The 15,984-nt window shown below is 61.0% G+C and carries 12 protein-coding genes and 1 pseudogene; 10 read left to right on the top strand and 3 right to left on the bottom strand.

The genetic code is table 11. The annotated features are described in order from the left end of the window. Positions 1–43: 43 nt before the first annotated feature. The 7 genes and pseudogenes from E0F99_RS15640 to E0F99_RS15670 all read left to right on the top strand — a co-directional run. Positions 44–181: pseudogene (locus E0F99_RS15640) on the top strand (LrgB family protein); the annotation flags it as partial. Between the two features lie 141 nt (positions 182–322). Next, complete coding sequence (locus E0F99_RS15645) at positions 323–1,105, top strand: class II aldolase/adducin family protein (RefSeq protein WP_083356814.1); 783 nt, start codon at positions 323–325, stop codon at positions 1,103–1,105. After that, the gene (locus tag E0F99_RS15650; protein ID WP_083356815.1) at positions 1,105–2,007 is read left to right on the top strand and encodes an alpha/beta fold hydrolase; all 903 of its coding nucleotides are present in this window, start codon (positions 1,105–1,107) and stop codon (positions 2,005–2,007) included. Before E0F99_RS15645 ends, E0F99_RS15650 begins: the two co-directional genes overlap by 1 nt. Positions 2,008–2,181: 174 nt before the next feature. Next, positions 2,182–3,093, top strand: coding sequence for an SDR family oxidoreductase (locus E0F99_RS15655; protein ID WP_083356816.1), 912 nt, complete (start codon positions 2,182–2,184; stop codon positions 3,091–3,093). Between the two features lie 513 nt (positions 3,094–3,606). Then, positions 3,607–5,397, top strand: a complete 1,791-nt coding sequence (locus E0F99_RS15660; protein WP_083356817.1) for a DUF1302 domain-containing protein — start codon at positions 3,607–3,609, stop codon at positions 5,395–5,397. Between the two features lie 26 nt (positions 5,398–5,423). Next, positions 5,424–6,782, top strand: a complete 1,359-nt coding sequence (locus E0F99_RS15665) for a DUF1329 domain-containing protein (protein WP_083356818.1) — start codon at positions 5,424–5,426, stop codon at positions 6,780–6,782. A 227-nt stretch (positions 6,783–7,009) separates the two neighbouring features. Next, positions 7,010–9,505: a LuxR C-terminal-related transcriptional regulator gene (locus tag E0F99_RS15670; RefSeq protein ID WP_083356819.1), complete on the top strand. Its 2,496-nt coding sequence runs from the start codon at positions 7,010–7,012 to the stop codon at positions 9,503–9,505. Positions 9,506–9,544: 39 nt separating this feature from the next. Here the strand turns inward: E0F99_RS15670 and E0F99_RS15675 are convergent, their stop codons facing one another. Beyond that, positions 9,545–10,435 carry a helix-turn-helix domain-containing protein gene (locus E0F99_RS15675; RefSeq protein ID WP_083356820.1) on the bottom strand — a complete coding sequence of 297 codons (891 nt, stop codon included), beginning with the start codon at positions 10,433–10,435 and terminating at the stop codon, positions 9,545–9,547. Positions 10,436–10,572: 137 nt separating this feature from the next. Here E0F99_RS15675 and E0F99_RS15680 point away from each other — a divergent pair, with 137 nt between their 5' ends. Further along, positions 10,573–11,475, top strand: a complete 903-nt coding sequence (locus tag E0F99_RS15680; RefSeq protein WP_083356821.1) for a DMT family transporter — start codon at positions 10,573–10,575, stop codon at positions 11,473–11,475. Between the two features lie 121 nt (positions 11,476–11,596). Here the strand turns inward: E0F99_RS15680 and norR are convergent, their stop codons facing one another. Beyond that, positions 11,597–13,162 (bottom strand): nitric oxide reductase transcriptional regulator NorR, encoded by a 1,566-nt coding sequence (norR, locus tag E0F99_RS15685; RefSeq protein WP_083356822.1) that lies wholly within the window; start codon positions 13,160–13,162, stop codon positions 11,597–11,599. A gap of 147 nt (positions 13,163–13,309) precedes the next feature. Between norR and hmpA the strand changes: the two genes are divergently transcribed. Beyond that, positions 13,310–14,491 (top strand): NO-inducible flavohemoprotein, encoded by a 1,182-nt coding sequence (gene hmpA / locus E0F99_RS15690; RefSeq protein ID WP_083356823.1) that lies wholly within the window; start codon positions 13,310–13,312, stop codon positions 14,489–14,491. A gap of 216 nt (positions 14,492–14,707) precedes the next feature. After that, complete coding sequence (locus E0F99_RS15695; RefSeq protein ID WP_083356824.1) at positions 14,708–15,214, top strand: disulfide bond formation protein B; 507 nt, start codon at positions 14,708–14,710, stop codon at positions 15,212–15,214. A 474-nt stretch (positions 15,215–15,688) separates the two neighbouring features. Here the strand turns inward: E0F99_RS15695 and E0F99_RS30955 are convergent, their stop codons facing one another. Next, a complete protein-coding gene (locus tag E0F99_RS30955; RefSeq protein ID WP_083356825.1) occupies positions 15,689–15,979 on the bottom strand; it encodes a hypothetical protein in 291 nt (96 codons plus the stop codon). Between the last annotated feature and the right edge of the window lie 5 nt (positions 15,980–15,984).

The following is a 15,984-nucleotide window of genomic DNA, read 5'->3' on the forward strand; positions in this document are numbered from 1 at the left end:
GCACAGGCAGTCCGGTGCCTTGAGTGTCAGGCATACCACGCCCGGTGGCATATTGCTCAAATGGTTGGCGCTGCGTACGCCGGCGGCGCGCGGCGAAGAAGGCCCGGTCGTGGGGTTGGTGAGGGTGTTGACAGGGTTGCTCAACCTGTTCGCCGTGCCTTTATTGGCGGCGCTTCTCTGACGCAACTTGGACTATTCATCTTGGATGACTCGCTCAGTCATCAAGCTGGCTGCGAAGGCAACTCCTTGTGCCACGGCGTCTGATTAGACTGGCCCCTCACCCAAAAAAACAATAACAAAGTGCGCCAAGGAGGTCGTTGCCGTGAGCCTAGCCCCCGTTCTATCGCCACAGAATGTCCAAGATCAGGTCAGCGCTGCCGAATGGCAGGCCCGTGTCGACTTGGCGGCCTGTTATCGCCTGGTCGCCTTGCATGGCTGGGATGACCTGATCTTCACCCATATTTCCGCCAAGGTGCCGGGCACCGATGATTTCCTGATCAACCCCTACGGGCTGATGTTCCACGAAATCACCGCGTCGAGTCTGGTCAAGGTCGACCAGGCCGGCAACAAGCTGATGGACAGCCCCTACGAGATCAACCCCGCGGGCTACACCATCCACAGCGCCATCCATGAAGTGCGCCACGACGTAGCATGCGTGATACACACTCACACGCCCGCCGGTGTTGCTGTTTCCGCGCAGAAACAGGGCGTGTTACCGATCAGCCAGCAGTCGTTGTTTGTGCTCTCAAGCCTGGCCTATCACGCCTACGAAGGCGTGGCGCTGAACCATGAAGAAAAGGCCCGCTTGCAGGCGGACCTGGGCGAAAGCAATTTCCTGATGCTGCATAACCACGGCCTGCTGACCTGCGGTGGCACCATCGCCGATACGTTCCTGATGATGTTTACCTTCCAGCGCGCCTGCGATATCCAGGTGCTGGCGCAAAACGGCGGCACCGAATTGATAGCCATCGAACCGCAGATTCTAGCGGGGGCCAAGGCGATGGTGGCGGCTGTCACAAAAAGCGCACAAGGTATGGGCGGCGCCCTGGCCTGGCCTGCGCTGCTGCGTAAATTGGACCTGCAAGATCCCGGGTATAAAAGCTGATGCCACTCGCCGAAATCCCGCTCAGAGCTTGGCGCAAACGTGGCCAGGCATTCGTCTTTCGTGGCCGTACGATCCGTTACTGGGTGGCCGGGCAGGGCGAGCCGCTGCTGTTGATTCATGGCTTCCCCACGGCGAGTTGGGACTGGCATTACCTGTGGCAACCGCTGGCCCAGCGCAACCTGGTGATCGCCTGCGACATGCTCGGTTTCGGCGACTCGGCCAAGCCGGTGGACCACGACTATTGCCTGTTGGAACAGGCCGACCTGCAGCAGGCGCTGCTCGACTACCTGCGCGTTGAGCAACCGGTGCATGTGCTGGCCCATGACTACGGCGACAGCGTCGCCCAGGAGTTGCTCGCCCGTCATCACGAAGGCCGCTTTCAGATGGCCAGCTGTGTGTTCCTTAATGGCGGCTTGTTCCCGGAAACCCATCGCCCGGCGCTGGTGCAAAAATTGTTGCTCAGCCCGCTTGGCTGGATGATCGGCCGCGCCTTCGGGCGCACTGCCTTGTCGAACAGCTTCAGCCAGATCTTCGGCCCGAATACGCGGCCGAGTGAAAGTGCGCTGGACGATTTCTGGAGCCTGATCAATTGCAATGACGGTACGCGCATCCTGCACAAACTGATTGCCTATATTCCCCAGCGCCGTCGCCTGCGTGAGCGGTGGGTGGATGCGATGCAGCGCGGCGAGGTGCCACTGCGCGTGATCGACGGCGAAGGCGACCCGATCTCCGGCGCGCACATGGTAGAGCGTTATCACCAGTTGGTGCCGCACGCTGACACCGTGTTGCTGGCCAATATCGGCCACTACCCGCAGATCGAAGCGCCGGTGCTGGTGCTCAAGCATTACCTGGCGTTTCGCGAGCGTATTGGCCAGACGGCGCCGCGAGTGGCCTATTCCTGAGCATAATCTGTGGCAAGTAAGCCGTTGTGGCGAGCGGGTTGTCTGCGAAAGTCTGAGCCAGGCAATCATCCCGCTGCCTTATCGAGCACCATTCAGCCTCGGCCGACTTTATTGTGACCAAAGGCTGCTTGCCTGACACTCACCCCATTCCTATTGTCGCCAGCGGAGTTCGGTATGAGTGAGTCAGTGCAGTTGCAGGATAAGGTCGTGATTGTCACCGGTGCCGGCGGCGGGTTGGGGCGGGCTCATGCGCTGCTGTTCGCCAGGCACGGGGCCAAAGTGCTGGTCAATGACCTCGGTGGTTCCACCCAAGGCGAAGGCGCCAATGCCTCGGCCGCCGACCGTGTGGTCGCCGAGATCCGCGAGGCCGGTGGCATTGCCGAAGCCAACCATGATTCCGTCACCGACGGCGACAAGATCGTACAGAACGCGCTCGATGTATTCGGCCGCATTGATGTGGTGGTCAACAACGCCGGTATCCTGCGCGACAAGACCTTCCACAAAATGGACGACAGCGACTGGGACTTGGTTTACCGGGTGCATGTCGAAGGCGCCTACAAAGTCACCCGCGCCGCCTGGCCGCATTTGCGTGAGCAAGGTTATGGCCGCGTGATCTTCACCGCGTCCACCTCGGGCATCTACGGTAACTTCGGCCAATCCAACTACGGCATGGCCAAGCTGGGTCTGTATGGCCTGACCCGCACCCTGGCGCTGGAAGGGCGCAAGAACAACATTCTGGTCAACGCCATCGCGCCCACTGGCGGCACCCGCATGACTGAAGGCCTGATCCCGCCGCAAGTGTTCGAGCGGCTCAAGCCGGAGCTGGTCAGCCCGCTGGTGGTGTACCTGGGCAGCGAGGCGTGCCAGGAAACGTCGGGGCTGTTTGAAGTGGGCGGCGGCTGGATCGGCAAGACTCGATGGGAGCGCAGTCTGGGTGTCGGTTTTGATCCTGAAGCGGGGTTCTCACCGGACGACGTGGCGGCACATTGGGCGCAGATTTGTGACTTTGAAGGCGCTGCTCACCCCAAAGACAATATCGAGGCGTTGAAGGAGATGATGGCCAACTTGCAGAAGTTCAGCCTCTGATCGTTGCTTGAACACTATTGAATACGACGGGGCGCTGAGGGCGCCCCGTTTTATTGCGGGCATAAAAAAGGCCGCTGCACAGGCAGCGGCCGAAGTAAGACGTTGGATCAAGGAGCGATAAATCAACGTCAGTGAACACCGGTAATAGATTGATACAGCGGGACAATCTATTGGAATAAGACTTTTTTTGCTGTTGAGCAAGCGGGCCATTTGCCCTGAAAGTGCGTTAAGAGTAGTCGTCTGTAACAAAATGAGTAATCCCCATTCAGGACAAGGACTGTTACCAAATCAGTAACGATCGTTCCCGCGCAGGGCGCGGGAACGATCTTCGATCTTTGGCCTATTTATCTTTCTGATAGCGCGTCATCTACCGCATCCATGGCCGTGCCCAAACCCGGGCCAGAGCGCCTGTTAATCCTTTCGAGCGACCTTGCGAATACCCCTTTTGTGCGCTTATCGCTCCTGACGAGCGGCAGTAGGGTGAGGCCTTCTGTCACTCACCGGGGAAGACGCATGACAAAAACAACAATGCGCGCCATCTTCACGCCACAGGCGCTGGCCACGGCGGTTGCACTGGGCTGCTGCGCCCAGGCACAGGCTGTTTCGTTCAACATTGGCGAGATCGAAGGGCAATTCGATTCTTCGCTGTCGGTCGGCGCCAGCTGGGGCATGCGCGATGCCGACAAAAAGCTGGTGGGCGTTCCCAATGGCGGCACGGGGCAGGCTTCGACCGGTGATGACGGGCGGCTGAACTTCAAGAAGGGCGAGACCTTCTCCAAGATCTTCAAGGGCATTCACGACCTGGAGCTCAAGTACGGCGACAGCGGCGTGTTTGTGCGCGGCAAATACTGGTACGACTTCGAACTGCAGGATGAAGACCGCGAGTTCAAACAGATCAGCAACCACCACCGCGACGAAGGCGCGCGCTCTTCCGGCTATGAGCTGCTGGATGCCTTCGTCTATCACAACTATTCCATCGGCGACCTGCCCGGCAACGTGCGCGTCGGCAAGCAGGTCGTGAGTTGGGGCGAGAGTACGTTTATCGGTAACTCGATCAACAGCATCAACCCCATCGACGTGTCGGCTTTTCGCCGCCCCGGCGCCGAAATCAAGGAAGGCCTGATTCCGGTGAACATGTTGTTCGCCTCCCAGAGCCTGACCAACCAACTGTCGGTGGAAGGTTTCTACCAGCTGAACTGGGAAAACACCGTAGTGGATAACTGCGGCACGTTCTTTGGTAACGATGTGGTGGCCCACGGCTGCAACAGCAACTACACCGTCGGCAGCCCGGCGATTGCGCCCTTGCAACCGGTGGCTGCTGCGTTCGGCCAAGGCTTTCAAGTCACGCGCGAAGGCGTGGTGGTGCAACGCGCCAAGGACCGTGAAGCCCGCGACGGCGGCCAGTTTGGCGCGGCCTTGCGCTGGCTCGGCGATGACACCGAGTACGGCCTGTACTTCATGAACTACCACAGCCGCACGCCCACCGTCGGCACGCTGACCGCCAACACCAACCTGGCCACTATCGGGCGCATCGCGGCCACCGCCAACGCCATCGCACCCGGCAGCGGCGCGGGCCTGGCCCAGAGCACCCTGCTCGGCCGTGGCCAGTACTACCTCGATTACCCGGAAGACATTCGCCTCTACGGCGCCAGTTTCTCCACCACCTTGCCCACCGGCACGGCCTGGACTGGCGAGATCAGCTACCGCCCGAATGCCCCGGTGCAACTCAACACCACCGACCTGACCCTGGCCTTGGTCAACCCGATTGCCGGCAATACCGCCTCGCCGATCCGCAGTTCGTTCGGCTCGGACAACGCCGGTTATCGACGCAAGGAAATCACCCAGATCCAGAGCACCATGACCCAGTTCTTCGACCAGGTGTTGGGCGCCGAACGCCTGACCCTGGTGGGCGAGGCGGCCTATGTGCACGTCGGCGGGCTGGAAGCCAAAACCAAGCTGCGCTACGGCCGCGACTCGGTGTTTGGCGCCTACGGTTTCCAAGGCGATACCGACGGTTTCGTCACCGCCAACTCCTGGGGTTATCGCGCCCGCGCCATCCTGGACTACAACAATGCGTTTGCCGGGGTGAACCTCAAGCCCAACCTGTCCTGGTCTCATGACGTCAGCGGCTATGGCCCCAACGGGATCTTCAACGAAGGCGCCAAGGCGATCAGCGTCGGCGTGGATGCGGACTACCGCAATACCTACACCGCCAGCCTGAGCTACACCGACTTTTTTGGTGGCGACTACAACACCCTCACCGACCGCGACTTTATCGCCCTCAGCTTCGGCGTGAACTTCTGATCTGGTTTAAGGAAGGACAAGAACCTATGCGTAAGATATTTGCAGTGATGGCCCTGAGTCTGCTGGCCGCTAACGTGATGGCGGCGGTGTCACCTGAAGAGGCCGCCAAGCTCGGCACCACCCTGACGCCGGTCGGCGCCGAAAAAGCTGGCAACGCCGACGGCTCGATCCCGGCCTGGACCGGTGGCATCCCCAAAAACGCCGGTGCGGTGGACAGCAAAGGCTTTCTCGCCGATCCGTTTGCCAATGAAAAGCCGCTGTTCGTGATCACCGCCGCCACGGTAGACAAGTACAAAGACAAACTCTCCGACGGCCAGGTGGCGATGTTCAAGCGCTACCCCGAGACCTACAAGATCCCGGTGTACCCGACCCACCGTACGGTCAACCTGCCACCGGACATTTACGAGTCGATCAAGCGCAGCGCGCTCAACGTGCACGCGATCAACGACGGCAACGGCCTGGAGAACTTCACCGGCAACCGCTACTACGCGTTCCCGATTCCGAAGAATGGCGTGGAGGTGCTGTGGAACCACATTACCCGTTACCACGGCGGCAACCTCAAGCGCATCATCACCCAGGCCACCCCGCAAACGAACGGCAGCTACACGCCGATCCGCTTCGAGGAGGAAGTGGCGGTGCCGCAGGCCATCCCGGATATCGACCCGGCCAAGGCGGCCAACGTGCTGAGTTTCTTCAAGCAGTCGGTCACCGCGCCGGCACGCCTGGCGGGTAACGTGCTGCTGGTGCACGAGACCCTCGACCAAGTGAAGGAGCCCCGCCTGGCCTGGATCTACAATGCCGGCCAGCGGCGTGTGCGCCGCGCGCCGCAAGTCTCCTACGACGGCCCAGGCACCGCCTCCGATGGGCTGCGCACCACCGATAACTTCGACATGTTCTCTGGCGCCCCCGACCGCTACGACTGGAAGCTGGTTGGCAAAAAAGAGATGTACATCCCTTACAACAGCTACAAGCTCGATTCGCCGACCCTCAAGTACGACGACATCATCAAGGCCGGGCATATCAACCAGGACCTGACCCGCTATGAGTTGCACCGGGTGTGGGAAGTGATCGGCACGGTCAAACCGAGCGAACGGCACATCTACGCCAAGCGGCACATGTACATCGACGAAGACAGCTGGCAGGTCGCGCTGGTGGATCACTATGACGGCCGTGGCCAACTGTGGCGTGTCGCCGAAGGCCATGCGCAGTTTTACTACGACCATCAGGTGCCGGCTTATACCGTGGAAACGCTGTACGACATCATCGCCGGGCGCTACATCGCGCTGGGGATGAAGAACGAGGAGAAACACAGTTTCGTGTTCGGCTTTGCGGCCAAGGCAGCGGATTACACCCCGGCGGCGTTAAGGTCAGAGGGCGTGCGCTGATCCTCAATTCAACCGGGATCAAAATGTGGGAGCGGGCTTGCTCGCGAAGGCGGTGTATCAGTCTAATCATTCGGTGACTGACACTCCGCTTTCGCGAGCAAGCCCGCTCCCACATTTGGTTTTGTGCATGGCTATAAATCACCCCGCTGAATACTTCTTCAACAACCGCCGACCACAGGACTAGGGTAGGCGCCAGGTTGCATAACAATAAAAAGCAGGATGCAGCAATGACCGCCATGACACGCTGCCTGGACCGTCCTGGATTCATGCCACGGCTGTCCGCCCACCATCTGTTGCGCCCGCGCCTGGCCGAGCCTTTGCTCGCAGCGCAGGTCAGGGTGAAGTTGCTCTGCGCGCCGGGCGGCAGTGGCAAGAGCGCGTTGCTCGCCGAGTGTGCGTTGCAGGCGCCGGTGGGGTGTCAGGTATATTGGCTGGCGCTCAATGGCGCCGTGCTCAGCCCTTTGGATTTTTGCAGGCGGCTGGCGCACAACCTCGGCGTGCCGTTTGTGGATGAAGCTACATTGCTGCTCGACCTTAGCCATTGGCAAAACCCGGCGTGGATATTCCTCGATGATTTCTGCCGGTTGCCCGCCCCCGACCTGGACGCCTTGCTCGACCGCTTGCTCACCGCCGCCAGCCCGGCGCTGACTTGGTGGCTGGGCGCGAGACGGCGCCCGCTGTGCAACTGGCCGCGTCTGTTGCTCGACGATGAGTTGCTGGAATGCAATGAGTTGATGTTCAGCCCTGCGCAAGTCCAGCAACTGCTCGGCCCGCAGCAAACCCTCGACAGCGTGATGCAATTCAGCGGCGGTTGGTGCGCGGGTGTGCGCATCGCTTTGCTGGGCGACGGTCACCCAGGCAAGACCCTGCTCGAGTATCTGCAACACGAGCTCTTCAGCACTTTGCCCATCGAACTGGCTGAGGCTTGGCGCGTACTGGCGCATCTGCCGCGCTTTAACCCGGGTTTGTGTGAGCACCTGTTCGGTTTTGGCGACGGCGATCAGTACCTGCGCGATTTACAGGCGCTGGGTGCGTTTATCCAGCCGTGGGAAGACACCACCGATTGGCTGCAGGTGTTCCCGCCCTTGGCGCAGTTAATCCGCGATGAGCCTTGGCCGGCCAAGCGCGCCTGGCACCGGCGCGCCTGCCAATGGTTCACCACACAAGAGGACTGGCAGGCCGCCTTCGAACAGGCGCTGCTGGCCGAAGCTTATGAAGTGGCGGTGAGCCTGTTGCAGCACTTCAGTTTCGAAGACGTGTTTCGTCAGCAAAACGCGGTGCTTTTATTGCGTCTGCACGAGCAGCATGGCGATGAATTGATGCTCGGCTCGGCGCAACTGGTCGGCTTGGTTACGGCGGCATTGCTGTTTGCCGGGCGCTTCGACCAGGCGGGCGTGTGCATCGATCAATTGGCGCGGTTCGCGCCGCAGCCGACGGCGGCGCAACAGCGTTATCTGTTGGCGCGCTGGCAGGCGCAATGGGGCTGGCTGTTGCATTTAGGCGGCGATGCCGAGCGCTCCCGCGCGCATTTTCTGGAGGCCCTGCAAGCGTTGCCCGACAGTGCGTGGACCTCGCGCCTGATGTGCCTCTCGGGCCTGACCCAACAAGCCTTGTTGCGCGGTGAACTGGACGTGGGCCAAGCGCTGAACCGCGAAGCCCTGTGCCTGGCCCGCGCCCATGGTTCGTTGGTGTTGGAGGCCTTGCTGGAGCTGGATCACGCCCAACTGCTGGAGCAACGCGGCGCGCCGTATCGGGCGCAAAGCCTGCTGGAAACGGTGCAGGCGATGCTGGTGGGGCAGCGGCTCAAGGCCGGGCCGTTGGTGGGGCGCATTGCGTTGCGGCGCGGGCATTTGGCGCTGCGCCAAGGTCAGGATGCGCTGGCGGCCGAGTGTTTCGAGGGCGGATTGACGATGTGCCTGCACAGTCAGGACAAGCGCGTGCTATACGGCTTTCTCGGCCTGGCGCTGTTGGCGGCGAACCGTGGCGATTATGCCCAGGCCTTCATTCAATTGCGCGAAGCTGAGCGCCTGATGCAGCAACGCCACGTGCCGGACACGGTGTATCGCGCGGTGCTGCTGCTGGTCAGTGGGCACTTCTGGTTGCAGCAAGGTCGCGCCGAATTGACGTTGGAAGCGATGCGCCGTGTGCTGCGCCATTTTCGTGGGCCGTGTGCCAAGCAGGCGCCGCCGGCCACGCTGGAGCTGATCCCGCGCCTGGAATACTTGCTGGTGCTGGCTGAGGTGAAGCTAGGCTGTGCCGATCAACCCATTGCGCGGTTGACGGCCTTGCTTGAAACCACCCGGCAGCGCGGCATGCTTTGCCTGGAAACCGAATTGCAGCTGGTGCTCGGCGAGGTGGCCTGGCAACTCGGTGACACCGCATTGGCCCGTCGTGCGCTGCAAGCCGGGTTGGCGCTGGCCGCGCGTTGCCAGGTGCAGCAGGCGATTCGTGAGCTGCGCTTGCGCTCGCCGGGGCTATTGAGTGAGCTGGGCCTGGAGACGCAGGCGTCGCCCAGCGGCGCGGCGGAAAACCCCCTGAGCCAACGCGAGTTGGAGGTGCTGCAACTGATCGCTCTTGGTAATTCCAACCTGGAAATCGCTGATCGGTTGTTTATCTCGCTGCATACGGTCAAGACCCATGCGCGGCGTATCCATAGCAAGCTTGGGGTGGAGCGGCGGACGCAGGCGGTGGCGAAGGCCAAGACATTAGGGTTGATGGGGTAGGCGCAGGCAAGCCCGCTTGCCACCGGAAGAGTTCGGCGGTTACAGAGTTTGTGTTCTGGCGCAGAACGCTTGGCGGTATTCGCCGGGGGTTGCACCCATGGCCTGGCGAAAGCGTTGGCTGAAGTGGCTGGCGCTGGAGAAGCCGCACAGCCAGGCAATTTCAGCCAGGGGCAGGCCGCCGTTGCGCAGCAGGCTTTGGGCGCGCGTCAGGCGACGCGCCAGCAGGTATTGATGGGGCGGCAGCCCGAAGCTTTGGCGGAACATCCGTGCGAAATGGTATTGCGATAGCGCGCACATTCCGGCCAGTTGGCCCAGGCTGATCGGGTCTTCCAGGTGATGGTCGATGTAGTCGACCAACAGGCGCCGCTGATGCGCCGCCAAGCCGCCTTTCAAGCGCAGCCCGTCGCGTGCACCGACTTGGCTGAGCAAGGTGTGGCTGAGCATTTCATGCGCCAGGCTGCTGGTCAGCAGGCGCTCGGCGGGCTCGTGCCAGTTGAGGGCGATCAACTGGTGAAAGCGCCGGGCCTGGCTCGCATCCTCTAGAAAGGTGCTTTCGCGCAATTGCAGCTCGCGCGGCTCGCGGTCGAGCAGGGTCACGCAGCCGAGGGCGAAGTGCTCCGGGCTGAAATACACGTGGGCCAGTCGGATCTCACCGTTGATCACCCACGCTGACTGGTGCTCGGCCGGCAAGATGCACAGCTTGTCGGGGCCACCCTTGGTGCCGGGCTGGTCGCGGCGAAAGGTGCCGGTGCCGCCGCCGATGTAGCAGGACAAGGTGTGGTGGGTGGGCGCCTGGTAGTCCTGGGAGTCGTGATGGTTGCTCCACAAGGCCGCGGACAAGCCGTCACCGAGCTCGGCGCAGGCTTCAAGGCGTGCGTTGGGCGAGCGGTTAAGGGCTTGAAAGACGTGCAGCGATTCCAGGTTTGGCATGGTTGTTCTCTCCGACGCCTTGCATCCTACTGCGTACGGTTGGCGCTGTGAGCCCACCGCCTGACAAAAGCGCAAGAATATGCAAGGGCGCCCGCAGACCGACGGGTGACACTGTGGCTCAATCACCGGAGCCCACCATGAACCTTTTCCTGTATTTACTCACTGTGCTGATCTGGGGCACCACCTGGATCGCGCTTAAATGGCAATTGGGCGTCGTGGCGATTCCCGTGTCGATCGTCTATCGCTTTGGCTTGGCGGCGCTGGTGCTGTTTGTGCTGTTGCTGCTCAGCCGCAAGTTGCAGGTGATGAACCGGCGCGGGCACCTGATCTGCCTGGCCCAGGGGCTGTGCCTGTTTTGCGTTAACTTCATGTGCTTTTTGACGGCCAGCCAGTGGATTCCCAGCGGCTTGGTGGCGGTGGTGTTTTCCACGGCGACGCTGTGGAACGCGCTCAATGCGCGGGTGTTTTTCGGCCAGCGGGTGGCGCGTAACGTGTTGATGGGCGGCGCGCTTGGGTTGCTGGGGTTGGGCTTGTTGTTCTGGCCGGAGTTGGTCGGGCATACCGCTAGCCCGCAGACCTTGCTTGGCTTGGGCTTGGCGCTGTTGGGGACGATGTGTTTTTCGGCGGGCAATATGCTCTCCAGTTTGCAGCAGAAGGCCGGGCTCAGGCCGTTGACCACCAATGCCTGGGGCATGGCGTATGGCGCGGCGATGCTGGCGACTTACTGCGCGGTGCGTGGGATTGCGTTTGAGATGGACTGGAGCGCGCGGTACATCGGCGCGTTGTGGTACTTGGTGATCCCGGGGTCAGTGATTGGCTTTACCGCTTACCTGACGCTGGTGGGGCGTATGGGGCCGGAGCGGGCGGCGTATTGCACGGTGCTGTTTCCGGTGGTGGCGCTGAATGTGTCGGCGTTTGCCGAGGGGTATCAGTGGACGGCGCCGGCGTTGGCGGGGTTGGTGTTGGTGATGTTGGGGAATGTGTTGGTGTTTCGCAAGGTTAGGCCTGTGAACCCGGTTTTCAGAGCGAAACAGGTTTAAAAACGTGGGACCTGGCTTGCCTGCGATGGCGGTATACCCGCCAGCTCATTCTGTATTGACCCACCGCTATCGCAGGCAAGCCTCTCCCACAGTTGACCGAGGTGTCTTCCTGATCTTTTGCTTATTTGAGGCCTAAGCGTTTGGCCATACGGCCGAGGTTGGCGCGGTCCAGGCCGAGTTCGCGGGCGGCGCTGGCCCAGTTGTGTTGGTGGCGTTCCAGGCAGGCGCTGATGACTTGGCGCTGGTAGTGCTCGGTGGCCTGGCGCAGGTCGCCGGTGACGATGGGGGGCACGTCGGCCGGTGCTTCGATCACCGCCGGTGCGCTGACGTCAGGCAGGTCCAGGTCCAGGTCCAGGTCCAGGTCCTGGGCACTCAGGCTCAGTATCTTCGGACGTTCGCGACAGTTTCCCAGCGCTTTGAGTGCGCTGCGTCCGATCAAATGTTCCAGCTCGCGCACATTGCCCGGCCAGTTGTAGGCCAGCAGTGCCGCCTGAGCATCGCTGGTCAGGCGCAGGCTGCCTAAGCCCATGCGTGAACGGTTCTGCTCGAGGAAGAACCCCGCCAGCAACAGCACGTCGCGGCCGCGCTCACGCAGCGCCGGCACTTGCAGCGGGTACACGCTCAGGCGGTGGTAGAAGTCGGCACGGTAGCGGCCGTTGCGCACCTCTTCGGCGAGGTCGCGGTTGGTGGCGGCGATCAGGCGCACGTCCACTTGATGCTCCTTGTCCGAGCCCAGGCGCTGCAACTGGCCGCTTTGCAGCACGCGCAGCAGCTTGGCCTGCACCGTCAGTGACAACTCACCGACTTCATCCAGAAACAAGGTGCCGCCATTGGCCAGCTCGAACTTGCCACGGCGCTCGTTCAGTGCGCCGGTGAAGGCGCCGCGCACATGCCCGAACAGCTCGCTTTCCACCAAGGTTTCCGGGAGGGCGGCGCAATTGAGGCTGATCAAGGGTTTGTCTGCACGGGCCGATGCGGCGTGAATAGCCTGGGCCACCAACTCTTTGCCCACTCCGGTTTCGCCGGTGATCAGCACGGTCAGGTCACTGCCACCCACCAGTTGGATCTCTTCGACCAGGCGCTTGTGCGCCTTGCTCTGGCCGATCATTTCCTTGTGCTGCTGGCCGCTGGCCTGGCGGTAGATTTCGGCGCGCTGATGCTCATCTTCGGCGCGCAATGCCAAGCGTTCGATACGTTCGGCGACGTTGACCGTGGCTGCAGCCAGGCTGGCGAAGGCTTGCAGGGCGTCCAGTTCGACGCGCTCGAAGCGCTCTGTGTCCAGGGCGTCGAGGGTCAGCAGGCCCCACGGTTTATCGTCGATGAACAGCGGGCAGCCCATGCAGTCGTGCACTTCCAACTGCCCGTGCAGGCCATCGACCAAACCGTCGTAGGGGTCGGGCAGCTCGCTGTCGCTGTCAAAGCGGGTCGGGCCGGGGCTGCTCAACAACACGGCGAAACGCGGGTGTTCGCTGACTTTGAAACGCCGGCCGAGCGTATCCGGGCTCAAACCATCGACTGCCAAGGGCACCAGCCATTCAGCGTCCAGGCGCAATAAGGCGGCGGCGTCGCAGGGTAGCAAAGCGCGCATGGCTTGCAGCAGGCGCCGGTAGCGCTCGCCTTCGGGCAGCTCGCGGGACAGGTCGGCGACCAGAGGCAGCAAGGTGGTGAGCAGTGATTGTGCAGTCATAATGACTCCTTGTAGTCCTTATGACTATAAGATGTAGGCAGTCATACTGACTACATATAATTCAAGTCATTGAAATATAACGAATTATAAATTGGCATGAATACTGAGTAGATAAGGGCAATCAGTAAAAAGACCCAGGAGTCTGCCATGCTTAGTGCCCAAGACCGTGCCATCGTCAAATCCACTGTGCCCCTGCTGGAAAGCGGCGGCGAAGCGCTGATCACGCATTTCTACCGCATGATGCTTAGCGAGTACCCAGATGTTCGCCCGCTGTTCAACCAAGCCAATCAGGCCAACGGCGACCAACCCCGCGCCCTGGCCAATGGCGTGCTGATGTATGCGCGGCATATCGACCAATTGGACTTGTTGGGCGATCTGGTTGCCAAAATCATCAACAAGCACGTGGCTTTGCAGATCCTCCCGGAACACTATCCGATCGTGGGCACCTGCTTGCTGCGGGCCATTTGCGAAGTACTCGGCAGCGAGATTGCCACGCCTGAGGTGCTGAGTGCCTGGGGCGCCGCCTATGGCCAACTGGCCGATATCCTGATCGGCGCCGAAGCCGCCATCTATGACGAAAAAGCCCAGGCCCCAGGCGGCTGGCGCGGTGCGCGGCCGTTCCTGTTGGTCAAACGCGTGGAGGAGAGCGATGAAATCATCTCGTTCTATTTTGCCCCGGTGGACAACGGCCCGATCCTGGCGGCCGCGCCGGGCCAATACATCGGCATGAAGCTGATGCTGGAGGGCGAGGAAGTGCGCCGCAACTATTCGTTGTCCGCCTTGAGTGACTCGGGCGTGTACCGCATCAGCGTCAAGCGCGAGGCCGGTGGGCGGGTGTCCAACTACCTGCATGACCAGATGCACGTCGGCGCGACCCTCGACCTGTTCCCGCCATCGGGCGAGTTCATCCTGGCGGCCAGCGACAAACCGCTGGTGCTGATCAGCGGCGGGGTGGGCATCACGCCAACCCTGCCGATGCTCGAAGCGGCCCTGGCCACCGAGCGCCCGGTGCACTTTATCCATTGCGCGCGTAATGGCGGTGTGCACGCGTTCCGCGATTGGGTGGACGCCCTGGCCGCCAAGCATCCGCAACTCAAGCGTTTCTACTGCTACGCCGAAGACGACGGCGTGAGCCCGGCGGCGGACAAGGTCGGGATGCTGAGCCAGGAGCAACTGGCGGCCTGGTTGCCTGAGCAGCGCGACGTGGATGCCTACTTCCTCGGCCCTAAAGGCTTCATGGCGGCGGTCAAACGCCACCTCAAAGCCCTGGGCGTGCCCGATAACCAAGCCCGCTACGAATTCTTCGGCCCGGCTGCCGCTCTGGAGTAACGCGGTTAAAAATGTGCGAGCGGGCTTACTCGCGAAGGCGGTGGATCAGTCACTTAACAAATCGACTGACTGCGCCTTCGCGAGCAAGCCCGCTCCCACATTTAGTTTTGCATTCCTCCCGATTAATCCGCCGTTAACCTCTCTCTGTTTTAACCATCCCTGTGTGTAAACTTGCGGCCATCAGGCACAACCATAATCAGGCAAAGGGAAACGGGGATGAGTGACGAATTGCGGTTAGGCAGGGAGCGGCGCTTTCTGGTGTTGCTGGGTATCATCTGTCTGGCGCTGATTGGCGGCGCACTGTACATGCAAGTGGTGTTGGGCGAGGCGCCGTGCCCGCTGTGCATCCTTCAGCGTTATGCCTTGCTGTTGATCGCAGTGTTCGCGTTCATCGGCGCCGCCATGCGTACCAGAGGTGCCGTCACTGTGTTTGAAGGGCTGGTAGTACTCAGCGCCCTGGGCGGCGTGGCTGCGGCCGGCCATCACGTGTACACCCAGTTCTTTCCCGAAGTCAGCTGCGGCGTCGATGTTCTGCAGCCGATCGTCGATGAGCTGCCGCTGGCCAAGGTATTCCCGCTGGGCTTCCAGGTCGACGGCTTCTGCAGCACCCCTTACCCGCCGGTCCTAGGCCTGTCCCTGGCGCAATGGGCGCTGGTGGCGTTCGTGCTGACCGTGATCCTGGTGCCATTGGGTATTTACCGCAATCGCCAGCGCAAGGCCTGAACGGGCTCGCTGAAACGCCTCGTTCTTCATTCGGTGAAGGACGGGGCGTTTTTGTATGTAGGGATTTGCGATAGGGGTGTGACGAAGGACAACTTCAGGTGCGCGCAGCGTGCGACATGTTGTCACACAGACGTTGTCGCAGGACGTTTCTGACGCACCAAGCCACCCCTTAAATTTGCATAAAACGGCGAAGATGTGCTGTCAGTTCATCGTTTGAGCGATGCTGCGAACGTCGTGTCGTCTGAGCCAATCGGTGATGTCCGAATGCCTTGTTTTATGGGGACTTGCATCCGTTTTGCATGCCCTTACAAGGTGTAAGGGATGGAAGGCTTTACGCAATAACACGGCAATTTTTGTGGTTTTTGTTGAGAATCGAACACGATAAGATCCCGAACCTTTGCAAGATTGGTGAAGGATTGTTGCTGGAATCGATAAAAATTATTTCTTTATAAGACATGGTTTATACATCGCTAGCTAACTACAATCGCCCGCACTGAATGTCCGGTGCTGTTCAATCTTTGAGCATTGGAGCGGTCGAGGGGCAGATGGATGGCTCTGTGCGACCCCAGGTTCCGGCAGCCTTTCAACTATCCGCACCAAATGGAATTGGTCTGTAACAAGGCCTTTAACCACGAAATCGAATAAGAACTCACCGCAGGTCCGTGAAACGTCCATTGATGGCGTGCCGGGCAGGCTCTTATTCAATCGAAGAGAAATGCCAACCCTTGGCAGGGTGAAGTGTTGGCGATCAAAACCCAACTGCATTGCGC

The sequence above is a fragment of the Pseudomonas antarctica genome (assembly GCF_900624995.1).
Taxonomy (GTDB): domain Bacteria; phylum Pseudomonadota; class Gammaproteobacteria; order Pseudomonadales; family Pseudomonadaceae; genus Aquipseudomonas; species Aquipseudomonas antarctica.

Excerpts from the sequence above, each read along its gene's own strand:
- E0F99_RS15650 (WP_083356815.1), top strand. The coding sequence starts at position 1,105 with ATGCCACTCGCCGAAATCCCGCTCAGAGCTTGGCGCAAACGTGGCCAG.
- E0F99_RS15655 (WP_083356816.1), top strand. The coding sequence starts at position 2,182 with ATGAGTGAGTCAGTGCAGTTGCAGGATAAGGTCGTGATTGTCACCGGT.
- E0F99_RS15660 (WP_083356817.1), top strand. The coding sequence starts at position 3,607 with ATGACAAAAACAACAATGCGCGCCATCTTCACGCCACAGGCGCTGGCC.
- E0F99_RS15665 (WP_083356818.1), top strand. The coding sequence starts at position 5,424 with ATGCGTAAGATATTTGCAGTGATGGCCCTGAGTCTGCTGGCCGCTAAC.
- E0F99_RS15670 (WP_083356819.1), top strand. The coding sequence starts at position 7,010 with ATGACCGCCATGACACGCTGCCTGGACCGTCCTGGATTCATGCCACGG.
- E0F99_RS15675 (WP_083356820.1), bottom strand. The coding sequence starts at position 10,435 with ATGCCAAACCTGGAATCGCTGCACGTCTTTCAAGCCCTTAACCGCTCG.
- E0F99_RS15680 (WP_083356821.1), top strand. The coding sequence starts at position 10,573 with ATGAACCTTTTCCTGTATTTACTCACTGTGCTGATCTGGGGCACCACC.
- norR (WP_083356822.1), bottom strand. The coding sequence starts at position 13,162 with ATGACTGCACAATCACTGCTCACCACCTTGCTGCCTCTGGTCGCCGAC.
- hmpA (WP_083356823.1), top strand. The coding sequence starts at position 13,310 with ATGCTTAGTGCCCAAGACCGTGCCATCGTCAAATCCACTGTGCCCCTG.
- E0F99_RS15695 (WP_083356824.1), top strand. The coding sequence starts at position 14,708 with ATGAGTGACGAATTGCGGTTAGGCAGGGAGCGGCGCTTTCTGGTGTTG.
- E0F99_RS30955 (WP_083356825.1), bottom strand. The coding sequence starts at position 15,979 with ATGCAGTTGGGTTTTGATCGCCAACACTTCACCCTGCCAAGGGTTGGC.